Consider the following 20,717-nt stretch of genomic DNA (forward strand, 5'->3'; position numbering starts at 1 on the left):
GCCCGGCCCTCCTTTTACGCGGTCCGTTTCCACATATAACAGGTGATGTACGGCGGCAGTGCGTTCGTGGATCCGGTATCTCCGTGTCCATGGCTTCCGCCGCTTCCTGTGTTCCCGATAGTAAGGGATTTTTCCCCAGTCACCTCTGTGCTCAGCGCCGGGCTCAGCCTCCAGTAATCCGGTCCGTTGATACCGGAATAAGCCACGGCACAGTCCAGCTTTGTCCCACTGAACACGATATCATGTTTATGGGACGGCATTTCTGCCGTGGTCAGCTTATGGCCCGCAGTCGTATGCTTATGGTCCTTGGCTCCCCCGGTCTTTTCTGCCGTCTTGAAATCCTCATCAGATGCACTGATCCCCACCGGCACTCTCCCTGCCCCCCAGGCGGTCCAGGTCCCCCCAAAGATACTCCCCGGGTTCGTTGCCGCAGTGGACAGATAGATGCTCCCGATGGGATGGAGGGCCAGGAACAAGGCCCCGATCTTCGTCCTTCCGGTCTTGGGGTCCCCAGTCTCCGGGTCCGTCTCTATGATGATGTCATCCGAAAGCTGGATGCTTTTCTGTTCTTCCAGCTCTTTGATCTTCTTTCCTTTTACTTCTGCCATTTCTTTTCCTCCTGACTTCCTGCGCCTCAATGCGGCACATATTCTATGGCGTTCCCCGCTGCGTCCTGCAGCATGTCCCCTGCTGCTTCTTCCACCGGGAACAAGATATCCTCTGCTGTCACCGATATCTGGAAGGTACCGGAAACGGTCACGGTCTGCGGGGTCAGCTTTACGTCTGTGATCTTGATGTTCAGCAAGATTTTACCTTCACCTCCACGCATTCGACAAATGTCTCCATGCCGATCTGGTAGATATACTTTAACAGATACATCCCCGGTCCCGGCGGCTTCACCATGGCCCGCAGCACATGCTTCTCGATGTCTGCTTCCCCGCTCTCCAGAATCTCTCCCGTATACTTCTCAGACAGCTCATATCTCGCTGCCAGGATCCGGAACGGATGGTGGTGGATACTGTGTATCACAATCTGCACCATCCTGGTCTCGCCGGTATCCATCTCATATCTCATGGCCATTTTTTACCTCCTTCCGCATGCTGGCTGTAACAATTCCGCGTAAAAGAGCGGCGGCACCACCTCTGCCTGATAAGGGCAAGGGATCAGGTGCGCGCAGAGGCTGGACGGATCAAACATGAGCAGCCACTTGAGGACGAAGCAGTAGTTTCCCGCATCATCCCATGCCGTGAGCTCCACGATATAGGTCCCATCCAGGTCAGCGGGGACGATGGCTTCCCACACGTCCCCATGTTTCCTCACAAACGCTACATCCCTGCCGTCGACCTTTCCCTCGAGGCGCGCGACCATATCAGTCCGTTACGGTGACGCTGATGATGAAGGTCTTTCCAGCATCTACCGGGTTCGGCGTGAGCACCACATCCGTGATCCTCGGTGCAGTAGTATCCAGGATGACAGTCCTTGTGACAGTCGCCTGTTTTCCGGCCTTATCCGTAGCCACGACCGTTATCGTATTGGTTCCTGCGGCCAAGGTCAATGCCTTGCTGAAGGTACCGTCCTCGTTCACGGTCACCGCTTCTGCGCTGCCGCTGTTGAGCTTGATGGTCACGGTGCACGGGCTGGATGTGGCATCATTGGTCTTACCGGCCACGGTGCAGGCTGCCTGATTGGTCTTCAAGCCTTCGGCCGGGCTTGTGATGCTCAGGGTCGGCGGAATGGTATCGATCTTGAATGTCACACTCTTCTGTGCGGCTGCGTTGCCGTCATGATCCATCGCATCCACCTTGATGGTGTGGCTGCCGTCAGGCAAGGCGGTTGTCGGCTTGAAGGTACATTCATATCCGCCTGTGACCTGTGTCTTTATGATGCCGGCTGTAACAGGCGTGCCGCTGTCGATGGTCACCTTGATGGTATCCGGATTGACGCCGGAATCGTCATCCGTCACCTTGAATGAGATCGTCGGCGTATTGTTGGACAGGTATGCCCCTGCGGTCGGTGCCGTGATGGTGATGATGGGCGCTACCTTTTCTTTTACGGTGAGCCTCAGTTTGCTCCCCAGGGTCGTGTCGGACGCATCTACGGTCGTCACGTTTCCCGCATCATCCGTTGCTTTTACAGTGACCGGGTAATAATGCCCGGACTGGTTATAACTGGACCTGTTGGGAGCGGTGATGGTCGCTTCCCATTTTCCAGATTCACTGTTCTTTGTCAGCGTCACGGTCTGGCCATTTATGATGGCCTGCATTGTTTTTACTGCCATATCTATTCCTCCACTATGATCGTATTTCCCAGTGCTGCCTTGATCTCCTGGATCTCGTTATCCACAGCCTCCGCACTGAAGTCTTTTAACTTTTCGTAGACTGCTTCTGCTCTTTTTGCTGCAGTCTCTGCATTTCCTGCTGCCGTACCCGCTCCTTCAGATGCCGTATCGGCTCTTTCCGCTGCCGTATTGGCCTCTTCGGATGCTGTGTCAGCCTTTTCTGCCGCTGTCTGGGCATTTCCGGCTGCCGTGTCGGCTCTCTCTGCAGAGGTCTCAGCCTTTTCCGCTGCGGTCTGGGCAGCCTCCCCGGCCTTCTCTGCTCTCTGGATGACTGCTTCTGCCTCTTGGATCAGTCTTTCCAGGACGGTGAGCTCATCCTTGCTCTCCACCGAACTGTCCACCAGGGACTTCTGCACCTCCAGGCGGAACAAAAAGCTCGTGACCCTTTCCTGTTCCCGGTACAGCTGGACCTGTCCCAGGCAGGTCCCGGTCTCCGCCAGCATCTGCGGCGTGATCTCGGCGTACACTTCATTCCCATGTATCTCGGCCTCCCTCCAGCAGGACAGGCCGCTGGGCTTCTCGATATAGATCTTCGCGCCCAGCCCCTCCGCAAGGATCATATCCCGCACCTGGAAGCAGGCTTCCCGTCCGCGGTCATCCTGCACCATACAAAGCCTTGCCTGTATCCCCTCCCGGAGGAAGTACACCGGCATCACATGTTCTACCATCTCCTCACTCCTTTCTTCCCGGGATCCACCGGACCAGATATACCCCTGTGGGAGGCGGCGGATCCGGCGGCTTCGGTGGTGCCCCGCCCTGTAAATACCGGCGCACCTCCACAAGCTTTCCGCTGTGGGTATAAGCACTGGCTGTCTTTACCCTGGGGCCGATCCCGGAGCCGTGGCCCACGAACTGATCATCCCCCAGGTACATCTCCACATGGGACGAACTTCCCGGGTCATCGTTCGGCCCCCAGAACACCAGGTCCCCGCGTTTTGCACCGGACTCTTTCTGCATCTCCAGAGAGAACACATCTTCATAGGCCGGGTTATGCCATACCAGCTCCCCATGACCCATCTGGTCCCCGGTCCAGGTGCCGATCTGGATACCGGCCCCCCGCTCGAACGCCTTCCACATCAGGGAAGAGCAGTCCGAGTATCCATTCGGTTCGTCGAAGACGCGCTGCCGCAGGCCGCCGTCCTGGGAATAGGTGTTCTTCCCTACACGGCTGAGCACTAACTGCACCACATCTTCCAGCCGGCTCCCGCCGTATTGCAGGTTTTCAAACCAGTACCTGGCATTCTGTTTTCTCTTTTCCAGCTCCGGGATCCCGGGTCTCTCATAGTTCTTCATAAAAGCTTCTGCCAGATATTCCGGAGCTTCCCCGGACTGGGTAAAAGCGGTAAATGAAAAAGGAAAGGCTGACGTGGCGATCCACTGCTGGTCATACCGGACTTCCCACAAGATCCGTTCCAGCTGGCCGTTCACGTAAACGGTCGGACTGCTGGTGTCTCCACCCCAGGGGTAGCCGTTCCGGTCAGCCCAGGAGGTATATTCCGTTGCCGGCGTCCACTGCACCAGACCGTACCCTCCAGACATGTTCTCATATTTGAGGTCCTGCCACAGTCCTGGATTCATGGTGGATTCCTGCTCCATGTTCCCCAGGATCCCCGCCACCGCATTCTGGGTCCAGCCATTTCCGATCAGATAGTCCGCGATGTACTGGGCATTGTCCGTCATCTGCGACCGCTCCAGGTATATATTACTTATAATAAGTGTCATCTTTTGTCCTCCTAAAAGCTCCCACTTTTGGTGTTGCCGCCTATACAGTATCCGTTCGCAAATTCCAAGTAGGTCCCATCCGAAAATTCTGCACGCCCACTCTTGGTCCCCTGGATGTAGGTCCCACTGTCTTTCGCTCCTGTCTTCCCGAACTTCCACGCGTTCAGAATGCTGTCTGAAAACTGGATCACGAAAGAGCCGCTCTTCGGCCCCAGAGTCAGCGAGGGGCTTATCCCCCTCAGGTCTCCGGTCGCCTCGTCTAGTACGGCTCCTCCGCTCAGCCGGAATACGCTCACCGTTTTCCCGTTATAATCGGATAAGAGGTTTACTTCCCCCGGCGTGATGCTCACGTACAGTCCGTATTCCGCACGTTTGGATTCAATCTCTCCCTTCAGCCGCGCATTGTTCATGGAGATCTCCCCGGTATCCAGGTTGATATAGAACCCTTCCCCAGTCTCCTCGTTGTAGTTCCTGGATGCCAAAAGGCCGGCCACGATACAGTCCGCGATGAACCCATAGCCTGTCCCAAATGTCCTCCAGTCCCAGTCCTTTCCATCTGCGGTACGCTCCGACGCGATCATGAACCCTTTCGTCCCGATGCACATAGCCCCATAGTTCTTACTCTTCGGGTCCGTGTCTTCACAGAGCATGGCCACCACGTCCAGCTTTTTCGCCTGGGTACGCTGCGCCCGCAGCTGGGTGACGGCTGCGTTCATGATCCCTATGATCTTTTCTCCTTTGAGGCCTCCCTCTTTGGTGATTGCATCCGCCGCTGCCTGCATAACCAGGGACATGTCGTCAAAATAGCTGCTCTCGATGTCCCCCACATGCAGGGCGGATACCTTCTCCCGAATGCAGTCATAGGTCAGGCTGGTCGCCCTCCCTTTCGTGATGATGTCAAGCCCTTTGTTCTCGCACTCCACACTGTCTCCCAGGCCGATCTGCACCAGGTCTTTCAGGTCCTCATATTCCACCGTGTCCTCTAGAGGGAAGAACTCGATATCATAGGAGACCTCCGGCTTGTCGATACCCACCTCGAAGTCCTGCATCGCCCGTTCCTTTAACGCTTTCCGCAGGCTCTCCAGATCCGGATATCCGGTCTCATCCTCTCCGGTACAGTCCTCCTGCAGCTTGATCTCACTGTACTGGACCACTTTGGTATAGACAATGGGGTATTTCTTTATGTTCGGGCTGTCCACCCATGGCCTCTCCCCTTCCAGCATATAGCCATTGTAGGCTTCCGGGATGATGCGGGTCACCACGTCATCAAAACGGACACGCTCTGTGATCCCCTGCAGGTTATAGCCGAAGGCTGCTCTGGCTCCATGATCCCCGCCCGCACGGCTGTTGATCGTCACGTGGTAGTTGTCATAGATGGGTTCGCCTCCCCATCGGTTGATGAAACTGTTCTCATCCTCCCCGCACAGGGCCTCCATCAGGTTCACTTTCTGGTAATAGGCCGTGCGTGCGCTCCGGATGTCAGACTCGGCTGTGTACGGCGTCCCCTGGGTCAGAATCTGCAGCGCCTCATCCCCGGTCTTGTTGGTGGGGCGTTTGTCCAGGATGGCTGTATTTTTCCCCGCATCAAAGAAGATCGGGTAGGCCGAGGCGTTCACGCCATTCTCTGATCTTTCGTGTTTATATATACGGAACAGCTGCCCTTTCCCAATGTTGGTATCTGCCTTGATGACAGCTCCGGATCTGATCAGGCCCGCGTTCTCATCATAAGGGTTCTGCAGGGACATCTCCCAGGTCCCCTTCAGGACTTCTGACACCGTACATGATAAAGGGTGCAGGACAGCGTCTCCATTCTTTTCATAGGCCTGGTTTGCGGCCTCATAGATCTGTATCATACTTCTCTCCACCTCGGTGTGATGTATATCGTAAAATCTCCGCTGGTCGTCAGTTCATTGTGTCCCGGCAGGAAGCGCATGGCACGGTAATCCCCCGACACCTTCCGGCCGGCCAGCTCTCCTTTTGGTGTGTAGGCAGCTTCCCGCTCGGTATCGATAAAGATCTCCCCGTCGACCGCCGCCTCCATCCAGTTCCCGTTCACGGAAAAACTGCAGGTCCCCTCCCCGGTGATCCGGAAGAGCGGGCAGCATCCGTCAAAGGGGTTCTGCAGTACCGCCATCCGACAGGTCGTCAGGATCTGCTCGCCGCCCGTTTCGAGGATCGGACTTCCGTCCGCAGCCAGAAGGTCAGCATCCGCCAGATCCTGCTCCTGTTCCATCTCTCCTGTTTTCAGATACTGGTACGGATCACAGGAAAAGACCGCACTGAACGTTCCCAGCTCCCGCGCAGTCCTGGCATTGGTCTCCAGGCGTACCGCATACACGTGATAAAAATAGTCCGCGTCATCCGACAGGCACAATCGTGCATTCCGGGCGGACAGCCACCGCTTGACATGCCTCCATTTTTCTGCCCAGGCTTCCGGCTTTTCCAGGTAATTGAACTCGATCGTGATCTCTATGGGATGATACCTATGGTTATCCTTATGGAGCACGCCGTCCCTTCCAGGGATGACGATGGCCTCCATATCATACTCCGGGGCCGGTATATCCGGCCTCCGCACCACATAGATCCCCAGGCTCTCCGCCCGGACCCCGGCATATTCTAAGTCATATCCATATCTCATCTTCCTCTCACCACCATCCTGCTCCTCTGTTTGTTTCCAATATACTGCTCTGTCTTCCGGTAGATGGGTTCTCCGTCCAGATCTACGGTGTTATAGATGTATACCGGCTGGCTGACCTGTGCGCTGTAGGTCATGGTGTTCTTTCCCAGGTCCATAGTACCCTGCATGTCACTGGCCAATTCCCGGACAGCACGCATCAGCTCCGGACGGCTGTCCTTTAATCCTTTCGTCATGAGGCCGATCATATCCGGCATCCACTCAGGCGCGCTGGTGAGCGGTCCCTCATCCGGCACGGAAAAATGCAGATGGGATGCGATCGTACCGGCCACATCCTTTACGGCGTTCTTTAATTTTGATATCATTCCTTTTATGCCATCTACGATACCCTGTATGAAGTCCTTCCCCCATTCCTTGGCCCGGCCTGGTAAAGACTTGATGTAATCCACTGCTTTCTCAAATCCATCTACCACGGCATCCTTGATGTTCCCGCCCATTTCTTTCGCACTGTCCGCAAGGTTCCCAAAAAATCTCTTTACGCTCTCCACCATATTGGATACTTTTTCCTTCAACTCCTCCATGAGCGCCGTTGCATTGTTCCTGAAATCCTCATTCGTATTCCAGAGATGGACCACAGCTGTTACCAACATAAGGATCAGCGTGATCACAAATCCAATCGGGTTTGCCGAGATTGCCTTGTTCAATGCTGTGACTCCGCCTGTGAGCCCCGGCAGTACCGTCGACAACGTAGTCGTCCCATTGAGGACACCGATAAGTCCCGATGCAAGCGAGGTCAGTTTCCAGGCTGCGAACCCTACACCGATGGTCTCCAGGGCCCCAGCCACAGAATCCTTGTTATCGATCAGAAAGCCAACAAACTCCACCACTAAGGGGATGATATCCTCCACGAGAAAATCAAATGCGCCGTCTATGACCTCTCCCAGCTCTTCAAAGTCTGCGCCCTCTGTCAACTCCAAGACCTTCTGCAGGATCTGATTGATCCCCTCCTGTACCGATACTGTCACCGGTGATAAACGCTCTGCCATCTGGGCCATACCCTGGTCAAAATCCGCAGCCGCCTGGTTCGCAGCCACCAAATCTTTGTTCTGTTCCTGCCATGCCTTGCCTGCCTGCATCAGCCCCTGATCGGCCAGCTCCTGCATGATGAGGTTTGTCCTCTCAGATTCGGAACCGCAGGCTGCCAGGCGCTCATTGAACGCGTCTTCGCTGGTCCCCGCCCAGTTCAGTACGTCTGCAAAGGTACCAGTCACGGTCCCCACTTTTGCCGTCTCGTTGATTGCTTCCGCCAGGCCGTCGATGGGGATGGAATCCCCATAATTCGCCCACGCGCCGACCGTACCGTTGATGAGCTGAGTCAGCTTATCCTGACTCAGGCCCAGGGCCTGCAGGTTCGCTGTGGTGGTCGCTGCGGTCTGGTCATCCCCCAGTACCCCGTAAAGTGTCTTATAGCTCTCCGTGGTCTCTTTCGTGCTGTACCCGGCTTTCTTACTGGACACCTCCAGACTGGACATGATCTTCCGGTATTCCTTTGTTTCTTCCATAAGGCCGGAGATAGCGGAATAGATGCCCTTCACCCCTTCCACGATCCCATTTCCCAGGATGCTCGCTTTTAAGCTGTCTCCAAAGGAACTGCTCTCCTTTTCGGCATCTTCTGCCGCATCCGCTACATCCCGCAGCCCCGTCTCCACATCCCGCAGCCCCTGTTCCATCTCATCCAGGGCGGTATTGTTTTGCTTCAGCTCATTTTCCAGCTTATTGAGTTCAGTCTCGGAACGGTTCACTGCCTGCTGCATCTTCATGGCCTGCGTGGACCCTTCCCCGAATTCCCGGGAAGCATCCGCCAGGGCCTTCTTGCAGGCCTCCAGCTTCCGCTTCTGAGTCTCGATAGAAGTGTTCAAGACTTTGTTCTTTGCGAGGAGTGCTTCCTGGCCATTCGCATTTTCCGCGTACCTGGATGTGACTTTCTGCATCTCCGTCCCCAGGGTCTGCAATGCCGTGTCGATCTCACTCAATTGACGCTCATACTCTGCTCCAGCCTTGACCTCCATACCGGTCTCCACATCCCGCAGCCCCTGTTCCATCTCCTCCAGGGCGGTACTGTTCTGCTTCAGCTCATTTTCCAGCTTATTGAGTTCAGTCTCGGAACGGTTCACCACCTGCTGCCACTTTAAGGTCTCCGTGGCATTTTCTCCGTATTTTTCCGCAGCCTCTGCCAAGGCTTTCTTGGATGCCTCAAGCTGTTCCCTCTGTTTCTCGATACTGCTCGTGAGCACCTGGTTCTTTGCGATGAGTGCCTCCTGGCCATTCGCATTCTCTGCAAATTCCGATACGACTTTCTGCATCTCCGTCCCCAGGGTCCTAAGGGACGTATTGATATTATTCAGCTGTTTCCGAAATTCCGCTTCCCCATCGATCCCGATCCGGGGGCCTATGTCATATGCCATCTTCTCACCTCAAATCCGGGATGTATCCCGTGTTCTTTTCTGCTTCCCGTGCGGCTCCGTTCCGGATCTGGCATACAGCGATCAAGTCCAGGAACTCTCCCACAGGCATGCAGGAATATTCCAGGACCGGCGCTCCTAGTTCTCTTCCCCAGAAGTCATACCACGCAAAGCTCAGCGGCCCTGCGTGGTCTCTGCGTTTTTTACGGTGCCCTCCACAGGCTCTGCCTCGACTTCCTGTTTCTTGGAGATCCCGATGCACTGCAGGATGCTCTTTACCAGGACCGCCAGGCCTCCCAGTTCCGTGATCCCCACCTCGATGGCCTCCGCCGGAAGTGGGATCCATTTTCCATCCGCATCCACCGGCGCGTCCTTCGGTGCCGGGATATCTTTTTCAAAATAATTTTTATATGCACATCCCTGCGCGATCAGCAGTTCCGTCATCCAGATGAGCATGTCCATATCCTGCTCATCCAGTCCTCTGCTCCTCAGATCTCCCAGACATTCCATACCGCCGTACCTGGCCACGATGGCCTTCTGCGCTCCCAGGGAAAAAGACATGGGATATCTCTTCCCGGCGATCTCCAGATAACTGATCATAGACCGCCCTCCCATTTCTTCCCGCATTTCCACATCAGGTACTCCACGGCCTCCGACTCCTTCGTGAACCAGGCGTCCTGCATCCAGGGATGCTTGTTCTCCTCATCCACGGCGTCGGACCGGAGGATCTTAGCTGTGACGCTCTTCGTCTGCCACTCCACGCTCTCCCCGCGGGTGGTCGCTGCCTCCTCCGGCAGATTGAAGCATACCTTCGGCAGGAAAACTGCCCGGTACTGGTCCACATCATCGATCTGATGCTCCTCGATGATCCCAAACCCCAGGTACGGTGCTTTCATATCATCGTCATAGGTCAGTTCTTTTACCTGGATCTTTTCCCCTTCCGGCCCGAACTCTGTCTCTTTTACTTTCAGCCCCAGGATCTTCATAGAGAGTTCCTGCGGCAGGTCTGCCGTGCCCAGGGTCAGCTCTCCGCTCTTAAAGGTCCCTCTGGCATTCTCGATGGTCTTGTTGTCCCCGTACAAGGGCGCATCGTCCCCCATCTCCCAGGACACGCCGTATTCTACAGCATGGTCCGCCACAAACGGCTCTTCATAGGACACCCTGTCCTCTTCTTTTTTATAGGTCCCACACACCGGGATCGATAATCCTTTGATCGCCATGTCATATCTCCTTTCTGATCTCTTCTTCTGCCCGTCTGCCCATGGCCTCTACGGCCTGCTGTTTCGCCTTCCGGGCGCTCTTACGCACCACCAGGGTTTTCCTGCGAAAGGAAGTCCCGCCTTCCACGGCGCGCATCAGCATCTGGTTTGGCACACCGTTTGGATATCTCTTTGTCTTCACTCGGCCGTATCCGGCCCATCCCAGCTTTGTGCTGATATACCCCGGCTTTGACTCCTTGATGGGCGCCAGGCCCATACCGTCTATAAGGTCTCCCTTCTGCTGCCTGGATACCCCTGATATCGGACGTTCCGGTGTTCCAAAAGGCGGGAGTCCGTTCCCGCCTTCCTCCACGGGTAATGTCTTGAGTGCTGCCTTTACCGCATCTGCGATCACACCAGCCCCTACATATACACTCGTTTTGATGACCTTTTCCTCGTTCTTTGCCAGGTCCTTGATCTTTTTTGTATATTCCTCCATACCCTTGATCTGCATGACGGCCATACTGTCTCCTCCTCTAACTGGTCTCAAAGATCCATTGGTAGTGGAGATACCCGGTCTCCTGCTCATAAGAGATCTCTGACAGCCGGAAAGCGATGCGCTTTCTCTTGAGTGCCCTCTGTATCCCCTCCACCCATGGATCTCTGTCCTTTTTGGTATACAGGTCTATGGTCCCCTCTATGCTCTGGAGCAGCTTTTGGTTGTCCCCATGCACACCTGCGCCTTCGCCGTCCTCTGCATATACAATGTAGTGGCAGCCTTTCTGACTGGCCTCATAGTGGGATACCTCTTCCGTGACCTCCAGAAGTGCCTCCTTTACCTTGTCCACTGCCTGTCCGATCATCTTTCTCCCAGCCTTTCCAGGGACAGCCGCGTGATCTTGAGCCCGTTCTCATCCAGGACATGCTGGACCATGGCGCACCGGAAGGATGCGCCCTCGATCCGGCAGACATCGTCCGTATGGATCGTGCGGTCCCTCCAGATGTGCACGACCTCCTCGATCTTCTCCTTTGCCTGCAGGGCAGTATAATAGCGGCTGATCCCCACGGTCTCATAACCGAAGGCATGGGAGCTCTGGTACCGCAGTTCCATCCTGGGCTTTTCCCCAGGATCTGCCGCATTGACCGTCCGATAGATCTCCAGCTTTCCGTCATCAAATGTCATTTTTCTTCCCTCCCATGACCTGGCTCATGAGCCTTTTGTTGAGTTCGTAGCGCAGGAAGCGCGGCATCCCCGTCTCGTTCACGTTCGCAGCACGCTTTCGGAAGAGCCAGGCCGCATAGTGCACCTGCACCATGCCGCTCTCCACGCTGTCATCCAGCTTGATCCCTTCCCGCCGGATCTCCCCTTCCGAAAGCTCCAGCAGCTTCCTGAGGTATTCGTCCTGTATATCCGTCATCAGCTGCAGATCCATCTTCAGGATGTCCAGCTGTTCTTCCCTTTTCATAGCTGCCCTTCCTCTCTATCTCATTCGGACTTCATTTTGTCTCTTCGGATGTATTCGCTTTGTCTTCCGGGAAAGTGGCGGCGGTCGTTGGTGCTTTTCCCGCTATGTTCAGGATCGCGAAGGCCTCCGCGATGACCGGCTTTCCGTCATACCTGGCCGTGCCCTTGAACACGGTCTGGTCTTCTAAGAACTTCACATGTTCGGACTGGCCCAGAGTGATCCCTTTTCTCTCGACCAGCTTATAGCTGCCCAGGTAGCCGAAGGCGATATCACCGTCCTCCATGAACTCCAGTTCCTCTAAAGCGCCCCCGATCACCGGCATGGTATCGGACATCCCGGACACGATGGCTGCTGCCATGTTGCTGCCCATGGCCTCCACTACCAGGTCCACGTGGGTGGACTTGTTCATGATCCACACCAGGCCTTCCTTGCTGTAATCATTGGCGATGGCTTTGGTAGCCTTTACGATCTCCTTAAAGAGGTCCACGCCTTTTTTTCCGGTCACAGTGATGAGGTTGCTGGTATGCAGGTCCTCCCATTCCCTCTCGGTCTCGGAATAACTATCCGGCTTCGTCTCCTGGGCCAGGCGGGTCACAAAGCCCAGAGGCATTTTCGCACCTTTTCCGTATACGATCGCCTTATCACAGGCTTTAGCGATAGCCGTGCCCAGAGCGTTCATGAGGCGCCCGGTCAGATCGGCGTCATTATCCTCTAAGATATAATTGCACACCTTGAAAAATCCGCCTACTTTAAAGCCGTCCATTTCCACATCCGTGAACCCTAAAGTCAGCTCGTTCAGTGTCCCGCACTGCTCCGTCCACACACCCTCCGGGTCTTCCCCAGCGATCACCATCCTGGCCGTTCCCGGCAGCACATCATGGCTTGTATACTTTAACAATTTCGATGTCCCGTATACGATCTGGTTCAGCATAGGCAGCATGATCTCCGGGATGATCAGCTCCGTGTTCCCCACTGCACGACGGTTCGAGATGACCTCCCTGGCTCTTGTGACAAATTCTTTTACTTCCGAACGGCTGAACATGCTCTCTCTCTCCTGGATGCTCATGTCCTCAAATCTCTTTCCTCTCATGGTCATGGTCCTTTCTCCCTTTCTTTCTGTCTGCGGCGCACCGGCTGCAGGTCCTGCGGGTGCTGCGGGTGCTACCGGCTGTGGCGGTACCGCGCTGCGCGCCTCTTCTTCCTTGATCTCGCCCTCGATCCGCTCGATCTCCCGCTCCAGCTCTCCCGTCTTCTGTTCATGTTCTTCTTTTTCCTTCTGGAAGGCTTCTGTCTGGTCCTCGACTTCCTTCCGCTCCTCTTCTGTGGTCTCCTCCGTCATCTCCTGGATCGCAGCCTCCAGTTCCGCTTCCCTCTTAGCGAAGTCCGCGTCCTGTCCCCGCAGCTCCTCCAGCTCTTTTTTCTTCTTGTCCAGTCTGCTCCTTAACAGCAATGCCCGTAATGCCATCTTCATTCTCCTTTCAGTCTTCCTAACATCCGTTCCCGCCAGGCTTCCAGGCTGCGCCTGCGCAGCGTCTCGATCTGGCTCTTCCTGGCACTCACGGAAGTCTCCGTGTATGCAGGGAAGGTCACAATGGATACTTCATACAGTTTCACTTTTTTGATGGTCCAGTGTACCTCGTTCCCACGGTCCTCGAACTCCTCATCCAGGATATCGAACCCAAAGCTACACTGATCCACGTCCCCGCGCTTCACCCTCTCATAAAGGTTCATGGCGTCCATATCGTTCCGGTTGATCCGAACCTCGCCCCACAGCCCCCGGCTGTCTGTCTTGAGCGTCAGGGTGCCGGCCCGGGTCCTTCCCAGCACCAGGCGTGTCTCATGGTCCGCTAAGCACCGGATGTCATCCGAGAGCGCTCCGTCAAAGGCTGTGTCCGCCACGCTCTCCGTGGCCCCTGGCCAAAGCTCATAGTCTGAGCCGAAGACGGCAAAATATCCGGAGATATAGAGGTCTTCGGAATCCTCCCGTGTCTCGAACTTCGATATCTTTCCTTTCATCTGCCGCATCTCATTTCCGCGTTCCTCACGCATCTTCCTCACCTCCCTGTATCAGTTTTTTCTGGTCCCCGATCATCCCCTGGGGGATATAGTTCTCTAAGATAATCAGCTCATCCAGGCCTTTTTTCGGTGACAGCCCGATCCAGTCCCGGACTTCGTTCCCGGCCATGATCCCTCTGGTGTAAAGGTTGCTCCCCACGTTCGACAGGGTGTTGATGTCATACGCGTACAGGGATCGCAGGTTGAACTTGAAATACCAGTCCGGACTCAGCAGGAGCTTCCGGGTGAGTTCCTGCTCCAGTGCGGCGCACAGCGTACGGATACGGGTATTGATGAAGTTGTTCCATTCCTTTTCATCGAACTGTCCTTCCCCCACCAGAAAAGACGGGATATCCAGGATGGCCGCCACGGTCCGTTTATCCAGCCGCACGGAATCCGGCAGGGCAATGTCATTTAAGGACAGCGGCCGGATCTCCTTGATATCGAACTGTTCCGCCGGGATCATCCATGGCTCTCCTGCCTCGGATGTCTCCAGGTAGCTCTCCAGCAGTTCCTTCCTGCCTTTCCGGTCGGCGAACTCCTCCGTTAGAGCATCCACCTTCACTACCATGGATGGCTTCCACTTGCTCTCCATAAAGCCTTTCTTTGTCTTGACCGCCTGTTTCAGGCTGTCCGCCACGGTCTTTAAGGCGGTCCGGTGCCCGGTCCCCTTCCATGGATAAGAGGGATCCGGATTGATGACGAAATGGAGTACCCCGTCCGGATCATATTCTTGTCCTTCATATAAGATCCGGTACCCGTATCCGTCCGGCAGAAAAGATACGCTCCCCGGTCTTGCCGGCACCAGGTCTTCCAGGTACCCGTCCTTTGTCACCGGGAACACCATGCTGTTCCCCTCTCCCTCCAAGAGGAGCGTGCGCACGACGGCGGAGATAAAGGTCTTCCGGGTCATGTACCGGTTCGGATGGATATCGATCTTCTTCGCCAGTTCATTCCGGATCCGCACGTCCCCGTTCTCTGTGTTCCCCATCAGATAAATGGTCATGCTGGAGATCAGGTCGCAGATCTTACCCACCCCTGCCATGATCTCCGGATTGTCGGCCAGGCTGGTATAGCCGCTGCAGCATAAGGTCTCATACGCCTCCATGCTGCACAGATAAGATACCGGCTCTGCACGGGTCTGTTTCTTTTTCTTCTTTGCCATGTCTCCTCCTTATGAAAACCATTCGCTCGCCTTCTGCTTCTTTTCGATATCGATCAGCATCTGCTTTGCCGCGATGACGTCCGCATCGAACAAGTCGATGCGCAGGTGCTTCTCCACTTTCTCGAACCGTACAAAGTCATCGCTGTCCTCAATAGCCTTCACGTTCTGGATGCAGTATTCATAGGCGCGGTTATGGCAGTAATAAAACCTCTGTTCCTTATACTTGTTCTCGATCTCGCGGAAGGCCTCCGTCTTCTCCACGTACCGCTGGGACTGATCCCGTACCCGGAATCCGGCTTTTTTCATCTTCAGGACGAACTCCCGGCTGTACCGTCTGTCATAACCAACCCACTTGATCTTAAAGCCCATTTTTTTCATTTTCAAAAACCACATCACCGGCTCCTCATAGTCGATGACGGTGCCGTTGCACAGGGTCAGCCATCCCTTTTCCTCCCACCAGAAGAATGGGATGCTGTCCTCATCGGCTTTCTGGGCTGCCAGCGCAGCTGGCATGAAGGCGTGGGTGATCGCGATATCGATATCCTTGTACCGGCCGTGAAGGGCCGTTCCTGTCAGGTCATGCATCAGGGAGAGGTCCGCCCCGCCGTACCAGGTCACCGGCAGCGCTGCCAGTTCCTCCAGGCTCCAGTCATACTTCTCATCCGATGCCTGCACGACTGCCATGTCAAAGTAAGTATCCACAGAGCTTGTGAAGACGTTCAGGGATTTTGCAAAGAAGTCCTTCCTCTGCTGCGGGTCGTTCTGGGCCTGCATCGCGTCGTTCATCATCTCTTCCGGACGGATAGACGCCCCATAAGCCGGGTTGGCCATCTCATGGACTGTAGGATCCAGGTAGTCGATGTATTCGCTCCCGTCCTCCCCCTTTTGGGGATCCGCTTCACAGATGAAGATGAAATACTGTTCATCCTCCACCTGTCCATCCAGGACGCGCTTGCAATACTTCACCCGGTTCGCTAAAAATCCATTGGGGTCATCTCCCGCCGTGGAGATGCCGATCATCAGCTTATTGGAATATGCCTTCATGGCCTCCTTGAACAGGTTGTACTGCTTCGGCCTCTTGAACGCGTGGATCTCATCCGCGATCGCTACGTTACAGTTGAAAGAGTCCTGGGCATCCGGGTTCGCAGCCAGGGCCTGCAGGCTGAAGAGGCCTCCTCCGATCTCGGCGCTGATGGAATGCTCGTTGTTGTTGTCGATGATCCGGAAAGTCTCCTCTTCTCCCATGCGGGTGATGTTGTATTTCAAGAACCCAAAGGTCTCCATGGTCTGCTTTTGCGCAGCGGCCACCACGTAGATCTTGGAACCGGACATCCGGTACAAAAGGCCCAGGGCATACGCCAGCCCTGCTGCAAAACTGGTCTTGACGTTCTTTCTAGGGATAAAGATGAGTGCTTCATGGAACCGGTTGACCTTTGTCCCTTTTATCTTGAACCCCAGCAGGTTATAAACGATGAACTTGTGGAAGTCCATCAAAAGGAACGGGGTCCCGCGCAGAGGCGTAGCGTCCCGCTTTTCTCCCTGCTGGTGACAGAGAGTGCTCTCGATGATGCGGATGCAGAACTCCGCGTCATTGGGGTCAAAGTCATAGGCCGGGTTCTTTAAGTCCTTTAGGAACCTTGCACAGCCCAGGATCCGGTATTTGTTCGCCCGGATCTTCCCCGACACCACACCCTTTGCATACCCCATGACGGCATCCCAGTTTTTATACTTCTCCATCTGCCTTCCGGAGCGCTTCTGCCAGTGCGCCGCCTTTCTTCTTTTCCAGTCCCTTTGTCTTTAAGAGCTTCAGCCCCTTCGGGGTCAGCCCCAGAACATTCTCCATCTCCGTCAGCTCCCTGCGCATGGTCTCCAGGGCAAGATAGAGTGCCGTCTTCCTCTGGTTCTTTGCCCCCGCCTTGTTCGTGTATACCTCTGTGATCTGGCAGTCGTTTTCATACCATTTTTCGTTCAATATGTCGTACTGCAGGCGCAGTTCCACGTACCTTTTGATAGGCGCCTCGAACTCACTTTTATATGTCCCAAGCGCCTCCATGCCGGCTTTTGTCTCCCGGTACAGCGCATTCCGCTTCCGGCTCATAGTCTGTTTTTTCACGGGTTTCCCCCCTTTTTCTTTTTTCCATCGGAGATGGAAGAACAGGTACTCCCCCAGTAGAGGAGCCTCAGGCCTCTTTTTCGGGACCAGGGGGGCTCTCCCGATAGATATGCACCTGCATCTCCTGGATATGGATGCTGCATCCATATGGCAGCATCGCTTCACAGCTCTCCTCCAGTACTCTCACCGGCATCGTGTCCGCCTGCTGCTGCAGGGTTTTGATCTGTCTGCCCAGTTCATTGACCAGATCGATCTGCCTGGTATCCCCGGACTTGACCGTGCCCTCCCGTAATGCCTTTAATAATTCATCCATGTCCTTTCCTCCAATCTTCCATCGGACGGATGAGACGCTGCAGCATCCGTCCTTCCTTTGTCAATTCTCCGGTCTTCCGGTTCTCTAACCGGTTGTGCGTGGCGCGGCTCACAGAGATCAGGTTCCAGTCCATCCATTCATACTCCGGGTATTCCTCTGCCGGATAGATATGGTGCACTGTGTCCGCGTCCCCGCTCCTGCCGTACATGGCTGCCACCCGGTCCCGGTAGCCGTCCAGCCGCAGGATGTGTGCCCGCTTCTTCTTCCATTTCCCTGACTGGTAATCCATCTTCCGCCTCCTGCCCATAGAAAGAGCGCCCAGCACTTCTGCTGGACGCTCTGATGTTCTATCTTCTTTTTTTCTGATTAAAAACCAGCCGCCAGGCTGTGACACCTGACGGCTGGAAAACAAAGGGGACTACATAAATGTAAGGGGATTATGAGCCGTTTGGTTCCGCCCAGTGGCTCTATTGTTAGTATAAAACGAATCCAACGAATAAAACGAACTATTTTCACTTTATCTTATATTTTTTCTATAATACACTAAAAAGGCACCTTCACTGAAAGGAAGGCGCCCTTATAAGTCAAAGGAATCACTTGAAAAAGGTATACCACAGTGTTATAATTCAATTGTCGAGAAAGAATTATAAACCAGCTGAACTGTGGTAACACTTTCAGCAAGTAACCAAGTACCTTGAGTGCTTGGTTTTTTATGTATAAGATTTCTCCTAAACATCATGAATTACATTATACTAATCGTTGCCGCCTGAGTTTGATACACCAACAAAATTACAACACCCAGTAGCCAAATTACAAAAAGGAGGATAGTCAACCTCCAAATGAGCCATTTGGTGTCGCCTACGGTATCTATTGTTAATATAACACAAACTACTTACACTTTATCTCATATTTTCCCGACGTCAAAAGGGCACGTTCCCGGAAAGGAATGCGCCCTTGTCTGCTCTAAACTGCTATCCTATCTATCACTTTCTTCTGTTACTCATCCTGCATTTATCTTCTCCAGCAGTGCCTCCCGGAGCACCTGAGAAAAATTGATATCCCTTGCCGTTGCCTCTTCATCCAGCCATTCCGGAATGCTTAATGTCTTCTTGACTGCCCTGCTGCTGTGCTTTCTTCTATATGCTTCCTGATCGAATTCTACGATGACCAGCACCCCGTCTTCTGTATCTACCTGATCCGCTTCCCTTGCAGCCGGTACCTCTTCTTTCCGCTTTATCCTATCTGTGAGTTCCAGGCCCAGCGCATCAACTGCCATCTCATACGCTTCCGCCATATCATCCCCCTCCGTCAGGCATTCCGGAAAGTCAGGGAATGATACCCAGTATCCTCCCTCTTCTGCCTTATGAAAAACAGCCGGATAAAATGTTTTTTTCATGCTTCCTACCTCCATACTCCTGCCGAAGGCAGGGCACTATCTCAGCCCTGCCTGTTTCAATATAGCCTGTTCCAGCCCCTTTTTCAAAGATCTGGAATGATAAGGTACGATCACTTGCTTTCCAGTCGCCTGGTTTCTCATTTTTACATGGGAACCATTTTGACTCACCTCTGCAAAGCCGTTGTCTTTCAGATGTTTTATCATCTCCTTTGAAGTCATTGGCATTTCCTCGTATCTCCTTTCCTTATCATATTTTTATTATATCACGTATTATTACGTATGTCAATCTTTTTTATACGTATTATCACGTGCACAAATAAGTGGCTGATGTATAGAATCTATTTTATCCCACACTTTTTTAAATATTTATCCCGTATCATCAAACGGGGATAGTCCGGACTGCTTTGATATCCTGTTTTGGCCGCGATCCGCTCCCAGGTCATTCCCTCCATGTAGAACATTCGGAACACGCACCGGGTCTGTCCGTCCTCTATCGATTCGATCCACATCTCTACCGCCCTGGCTCTCTTCCTCTTCTGCTCCAGGATCTTTTTTCTCTTCTCGAAGAGTTTCCAGTCCATGCCGACCACAGATTGTGCCCGTGGAAATCCTCTCTGATAATCAAACACGGTGCTGCTTATCAGGCCGCCTTCCCCTGTCTGCATCTCCTGAATCTCCATCTTCAGGACCGGGATCTCTCTTTTTATCTTTATGTAATCATCTAACATCTTCCTGGTCATCTTACTCTCCAACGGCCTCACCTCCTGCTGTCTATCCGAAAAATCCTCCCCACCATAAAATCCCCAAAGTGAGCAGACATCTGATACATGTTTGACCGAAACTCACTTTTCCGGCTCTGATCCGCCCGTTATTAGCAAAACTGTCCGCTATGCTGAACCCTAATAAAACTGCATATATGATCTGTGGTGCTCCCATCACACTTCTTCTCCTTCCTCTTTATCTGATCGTCTCATAAATCTCTTTCTTTTCGTTATAGTTCACAGCTACGGGACCTCCGCAGTCTATACAATTGATATCGAACATCTTTTCCTCTTTGTTGGTCATATATTCAAATTTTCTCCCGCACTGGCAATTCACCTGCAGCTGTTTCAATTCTTCTGTAAATGGGTGATATGCTCCGCATAGTTCACAATGATATCCTCCTATCTCTTTCTTTGTACAAAATCCTCTTGTATGCCCGCAGGAAGGGCACTTTAAATACAAGAATCCTTTGTATGTATACGCACCTCCCAGCTTCTTAGATGGTTCTTCTGAATCTTCTGGCTTTTCTTTCACTCTTGCTCTCGGTTGGATCTGCACCGGTATTCCTGGCAGCTGCTCCTTCACCAGTGTTTCCGACTGCTGCCCCTGGTCCATTCCATCTGCCTGCAGTAACTGCAGCACGATCGCTTTGAATACCTTTTCTCCCAGCTTCTTCTCTAAGTCTATCGCTACACTCTTACCTTCTGTCGTCACTCTTATCTTCATCCTATTTTCTCCTGTTCTATATGATATCGACGTTCCCAGGCTGCTATTGCCTCTTCTTCCGTTTTCTTTCTCCCTGTCTTTGCCCCGCAGTGGCAGCATATAATCTGATATACCTTTCCTCTTTTTGTGGGTATCTCTGCTGAGAACTTTTCTTTACAACCACAAAATGGGCATGGCTTTAACTTCGCATTACTCATGGCTCTCCTCCAATCTATCCTCAAATTCTTGATAGCACGCCGTACAGCCCAGAGTATCCACCAGACTACATGCTATGTACCCATCCTGATACACTGCCACATTGCACTTTAGACACTCCTTTACCTGGCAGCCTTTATATTTTGTAAACCCTGGGCAGTAATGGACCG

28 protein-coding genes are annotated in these 20,717 nt (G+C 53.7%); all 28 read right to left on the reverse strand.

Annotation, left to right across the window (positions count from 1 at the left end):
- Positions 1-14 precede the first annotated feature (14 nt).
- Positions 15-608 (reverse strand): phage baseplate protein, encoded by a 594-nt coding sequence (locus tag LC508_RS12115; RefSeq protein WP_033141026.1) that lies wholly within the window; start codon positions 606-608, stop codon positions 15-17.
- Between the two features lie 26 nt (positions 609-634).
- Entirely contained in the window at positions 635-829 is a 195-nt protein-coding gene (locus LC508_RS12120; RefSeq protein ID WP_146051716.1) for a hypothetical protein, read from the reverse strand.
- Complete coding sequence (locus LC508_RS12125; RefSeq protein WP_033141027.1) at positions 799-1,080, reverse strand: hypothetical protein; 282 nt, start codon at positions 1,078-1,080, stop codon at positions 799-801. Before LC508_RS12125 ends, LC508_RS12120 begins: the two co-directional genes overlap by 31 nt.
- Before the next feature lie 3 nt (positions 1,081-1,083).
- A complete protein-coding gene (locus tag LC508_RS28585; protein WP_033141028.1) occupies positions 1,084-1,368 on the reverse strand; it encodes a PF13754 domain-containing protein in 285 nt (94 codons plus the stop codon).
- A gap of 1 nt (position 1,369) precedes the next feature.
- Positions 1,370-2,278, reverse strand: coding sequence for an Ig-like domain-containing protein (locus LC508_RS12135; protein ID WP_103732242.1), 909 nt, complete (start codon positions 2,276-2,278; stop codon positions 1,370-1,372).
- 2 nt (positions 2,279-2,280) lie between these two features.
- A complete protein-coding gene (locus LC508_RS12140; RefSeq protein WP_103732243.1) occupies positions 2,281-3,006 on the reverse strand; it encodes a hypothetical protein in 726 nt (241 codons plus the stop codon).
- 4 nt (positions 3,007-3,010) lie between these two features.
- The gene (locus LC508_RS12145) at positions 3,011-4,060 is read right to left on the reverse strand and encodes a phage tail tip lysozyme (RefSeq protein ID WP_103732244.1); all 1,050 of its coding nucleotides are present in this window, start codon (positions 4,058-4,060) and stop codon (positions 3,011-3,013) included.
- An 11-nt stretch (positions 4,061-4,071) separates the two neighbouring features.
- Positions 4,072-5,913, reverse strand: a complete 1,842-nt coding sequence (locus tag LC508_RS12150) for a phage tail spike protein (RefSeq protein ID WP_103732245.1) — start codon at positions 5,911-5,913, stop codon at positions 4,072-4,074.
- Positions 5,910-6,698, reverse strand: coding sequence for a distal tail protein Dit (locus LC508_RS12155; protein ID WP_103732246.1), 789 nt, complete (start codon positions 6,696-6,698; stop codon positions 5,910-5,912). The genes LC508_RS12150 and LC508_RS12155 overlap by 4 nt, the downstream gene beginning before the upstream one ends.
- Positions 6,695-9,160, reverse strand: a complete 2,466-nt coding sequence (locus tag LC508_RS12160; RefSeq protein WP_103732247.1) for a phage tail protein — start codon at positions 9,158-9,160, stop codon at positions 6,695-6,697. Before LC508_RS12160 ends, LC508_RS12155 begins: the two co-directional genes overlap by 4 nt.
- A 171-nt stretch (positions 9,161-9,331) precedes the next feature.
- The gene (locus tag LC508_RS12165; RefSeq protein ID WP_033141863.1) at positions 9,332-9,757 is read right to left on the reverse strand and encodes a hypothetical protein; all 426 of its coding nucleotides are present in this window, start codon (positions 9,755-9,757) and stop codon (positions 9,332-9,334) included.
- Positions 9,754-10,377, reverse strand: coding sequence for a major tail protein (locus tag LC508_RS12170; protein ID WP_033141862.1), 624 nt, complete (start codon positions 10,375-10,377; stop codon positions 9,754-9,756). Before LC508_RS12170 ends, LC508_RS12165 begins: the two co-directional genes overlap by 4 nt.
- A gap of 1 nt (position 10,378) precedes the next feature.
- A complete protein-coding gene (locus LC508_RS12175; protein ID WP_033141861.1) occupies positions 10,379-10,879 on the reverse strand; it encodes a hypothetical protein in 501 nt (166 codons plus the stop codon).
- 13 nt (positions 10,880-10,892) lie between these two features.
- Positions 10,893-11,219: a hypothetical protein gene (locus LC508_RS12180; RefSeq protein WP_033141860.1), complete on the reverse strand. Its 327-nt coding sequence runs from the start codon at positions 11,217-11,219 to the stop codon at positions 10,893-10,895.
- The gene (locus LC508_RS12185; RefSeq protein ID WP_033141859.1) at positions 11,216-11,539 is read right to left on the reverse strand and encodes a hypothetical protein; all 324 of its coding nucleotides are present in this window, start codon (positions 11,537-11,539) and stop codon (positions 11,216-11,218) included. The genes LC508_RS12180 and LC508_RS12185 overlap by 4 nt, the downstream gene beginning before the upstream one ends.
- Entirely contained in the window at positions 11,529-11,822 is a 294-nt protein-coding gene (locus LC508_RS12190; RefSeq protein ID WP_033141858.1) for a hypothetical protein, read from the reverse strand. Before LC508_RS12190 ends, LC508_RS12185 begins: the two co-directional genes overlap by 11 nt.
- Before the next feature lie 31 nt (positions 11,823-11,853).
- On the reverse strand, positions 11,854-13,287 hold the full coding sequence (locus LC508_RS12195; protein WP_054353792.1) for a phage major capsid protein: 1,434 nt from the start codon (positions 13,285-13,287) through the stop codon (positions 11,854-11,856).
- A 2-nt stretch (positions 13,288-13,289) separates the two neighbouring features.
- A complete protein-coding gene (locus LC508_RS12200; RefSeq protein ID WP_033141856.1) occupies positions 13,290-13,871 on the reverse strand; it encodes an HK97 family phage prohead protease in 582 nt (193 codons plus the stop codon).
- Entirely contained in the window at positions 13,864-15,042 is a 1,179-nt protein-coding gene (locus LC508_RS12205; RefSeq protein WP_054353791.1) for a phage portal protein, read from the reverse strand. Before LC508_RS12205 ends, LC508_RS12200 begins: the two co-directional genes overlap by 8 nt.
- A gap of 9 nt (positions 15,043-15,051) precedes the next feature.
- Positions 15,052-16,779, reverse strand: coding sequence for a terminase large subunit (locus LC508_RS12210; RefSeq protein ID WP_199688305.1), 1,728 nt, complete (start codon positions 16,777-16,779; stop codon positions 15,052-15,054).
- Complete coding sequence (locus tag LC508_RS12215) at positions 16,766-17,155, reverse strand: P27 family phage terminase small subunit (protein WP_158587376.1); 390 nt, start codon at positions 17,153-17,155, stop codon at positions 16,766-16,768. Before LC508_RS12215 ends, LC508_RS12210 begins: the two co-directional genes overlap by 14 nt.
- A 67-nt stretch (positions 17,156-17,222) precedes the next feature.
- Positions 17,223-17,468 carry a hypothetical protein gene (locus LC508_RS12220; protein ID WP_103732542.1) on the reverse strand — a complete coding sequence of 82 codons (246 nt, stop codon included), beginning with the start codon at positions 17,466-17,468 and terminating at the stop codon, positions 17,223-17,225.
- Entirely contained in the window at positions 17,461-17,757 is a 297-nt protein-coding gene (locus LC508_RS12225; RefSeq protein WP_033144009.1) for a hypothetical protein, read from the reverse strand. Before LC508_RS12225 ends, LC508_RS12220 begins: the two co-directional genes overlap by 8 nt.
- Before the next feature lie 711 nt (positions 17,758-18,468).
- Entirely contained in the window at positions 18,469-18,864 is a 396-nt protein-coding gene (locus LC508_RS12230; RefSeq protein ID WP_103732842.1) for a type II toxin-antitoxin system HicB family antitoxin, read from the reverse strand.
- Positions 18,865-18,900: 36 nt separating this feature from the next.
- A complete protein-coding gene (locus LC508_RS12235) occupies positions 18,901-19,089 on the reverse strand; it encodes a type II toxin-antitoxin system HicA family toxin (protein ID WP_054353790.1) in 189 nt (62 codons plus the stop codon).
- A 113-nt stretch (positions 19,090-19,202) separates the two neighbouring features.
- On the reverse strand, positions 19,203-19,616 hold the full coding sequence (locus LC508_RS12240) for a hypothetical protein (RefSeq protein WP_225305372.1): 414 nt from the start codon (positions 19,614-19,616) through the stop codon (positions 19,203-19,205).
- Positions 19,617-19,821: 205 nt separating this feature from the next.
- Positions 19,822-20,352 carry a hypothetical protein gene (locus LC508_RS12245; RefSeq protein WP_033144173.1) on the reverse strand — a complete coding sequence of 177 codons (531 nt, stop codon included), beginning with the start codon at positions 20,350-20,352 and terminating at the stop codon, positions 19,822-19,824.
- Positions 20,349-20,549 (reverse strand): Lar family restriction alleviation protein, encoded by a 201-nt coding sequence (locus LC508_RS12250; protein ID WP_033144174.1) that lies wholly within the window; start codon positions 20,547-20,549, stop codon positions 20,349-20,351. Before LC508_RS12250 ends, LC508_RS12245 begins: the two co-directional genes overlap by 4 nt.
- Between the last annotated feature and the right edge of the window lie 168 nt (positions 20,550-20,717).

It is taken from the genome of Blautia parvula, from assembly GCF_020215665.1.
Taxonomy (GTDB): Bacteria; Bacillota; Clostridia; order Lachnospirales; family Lachnospiraceae; genus Blautia; species Blautia celeris.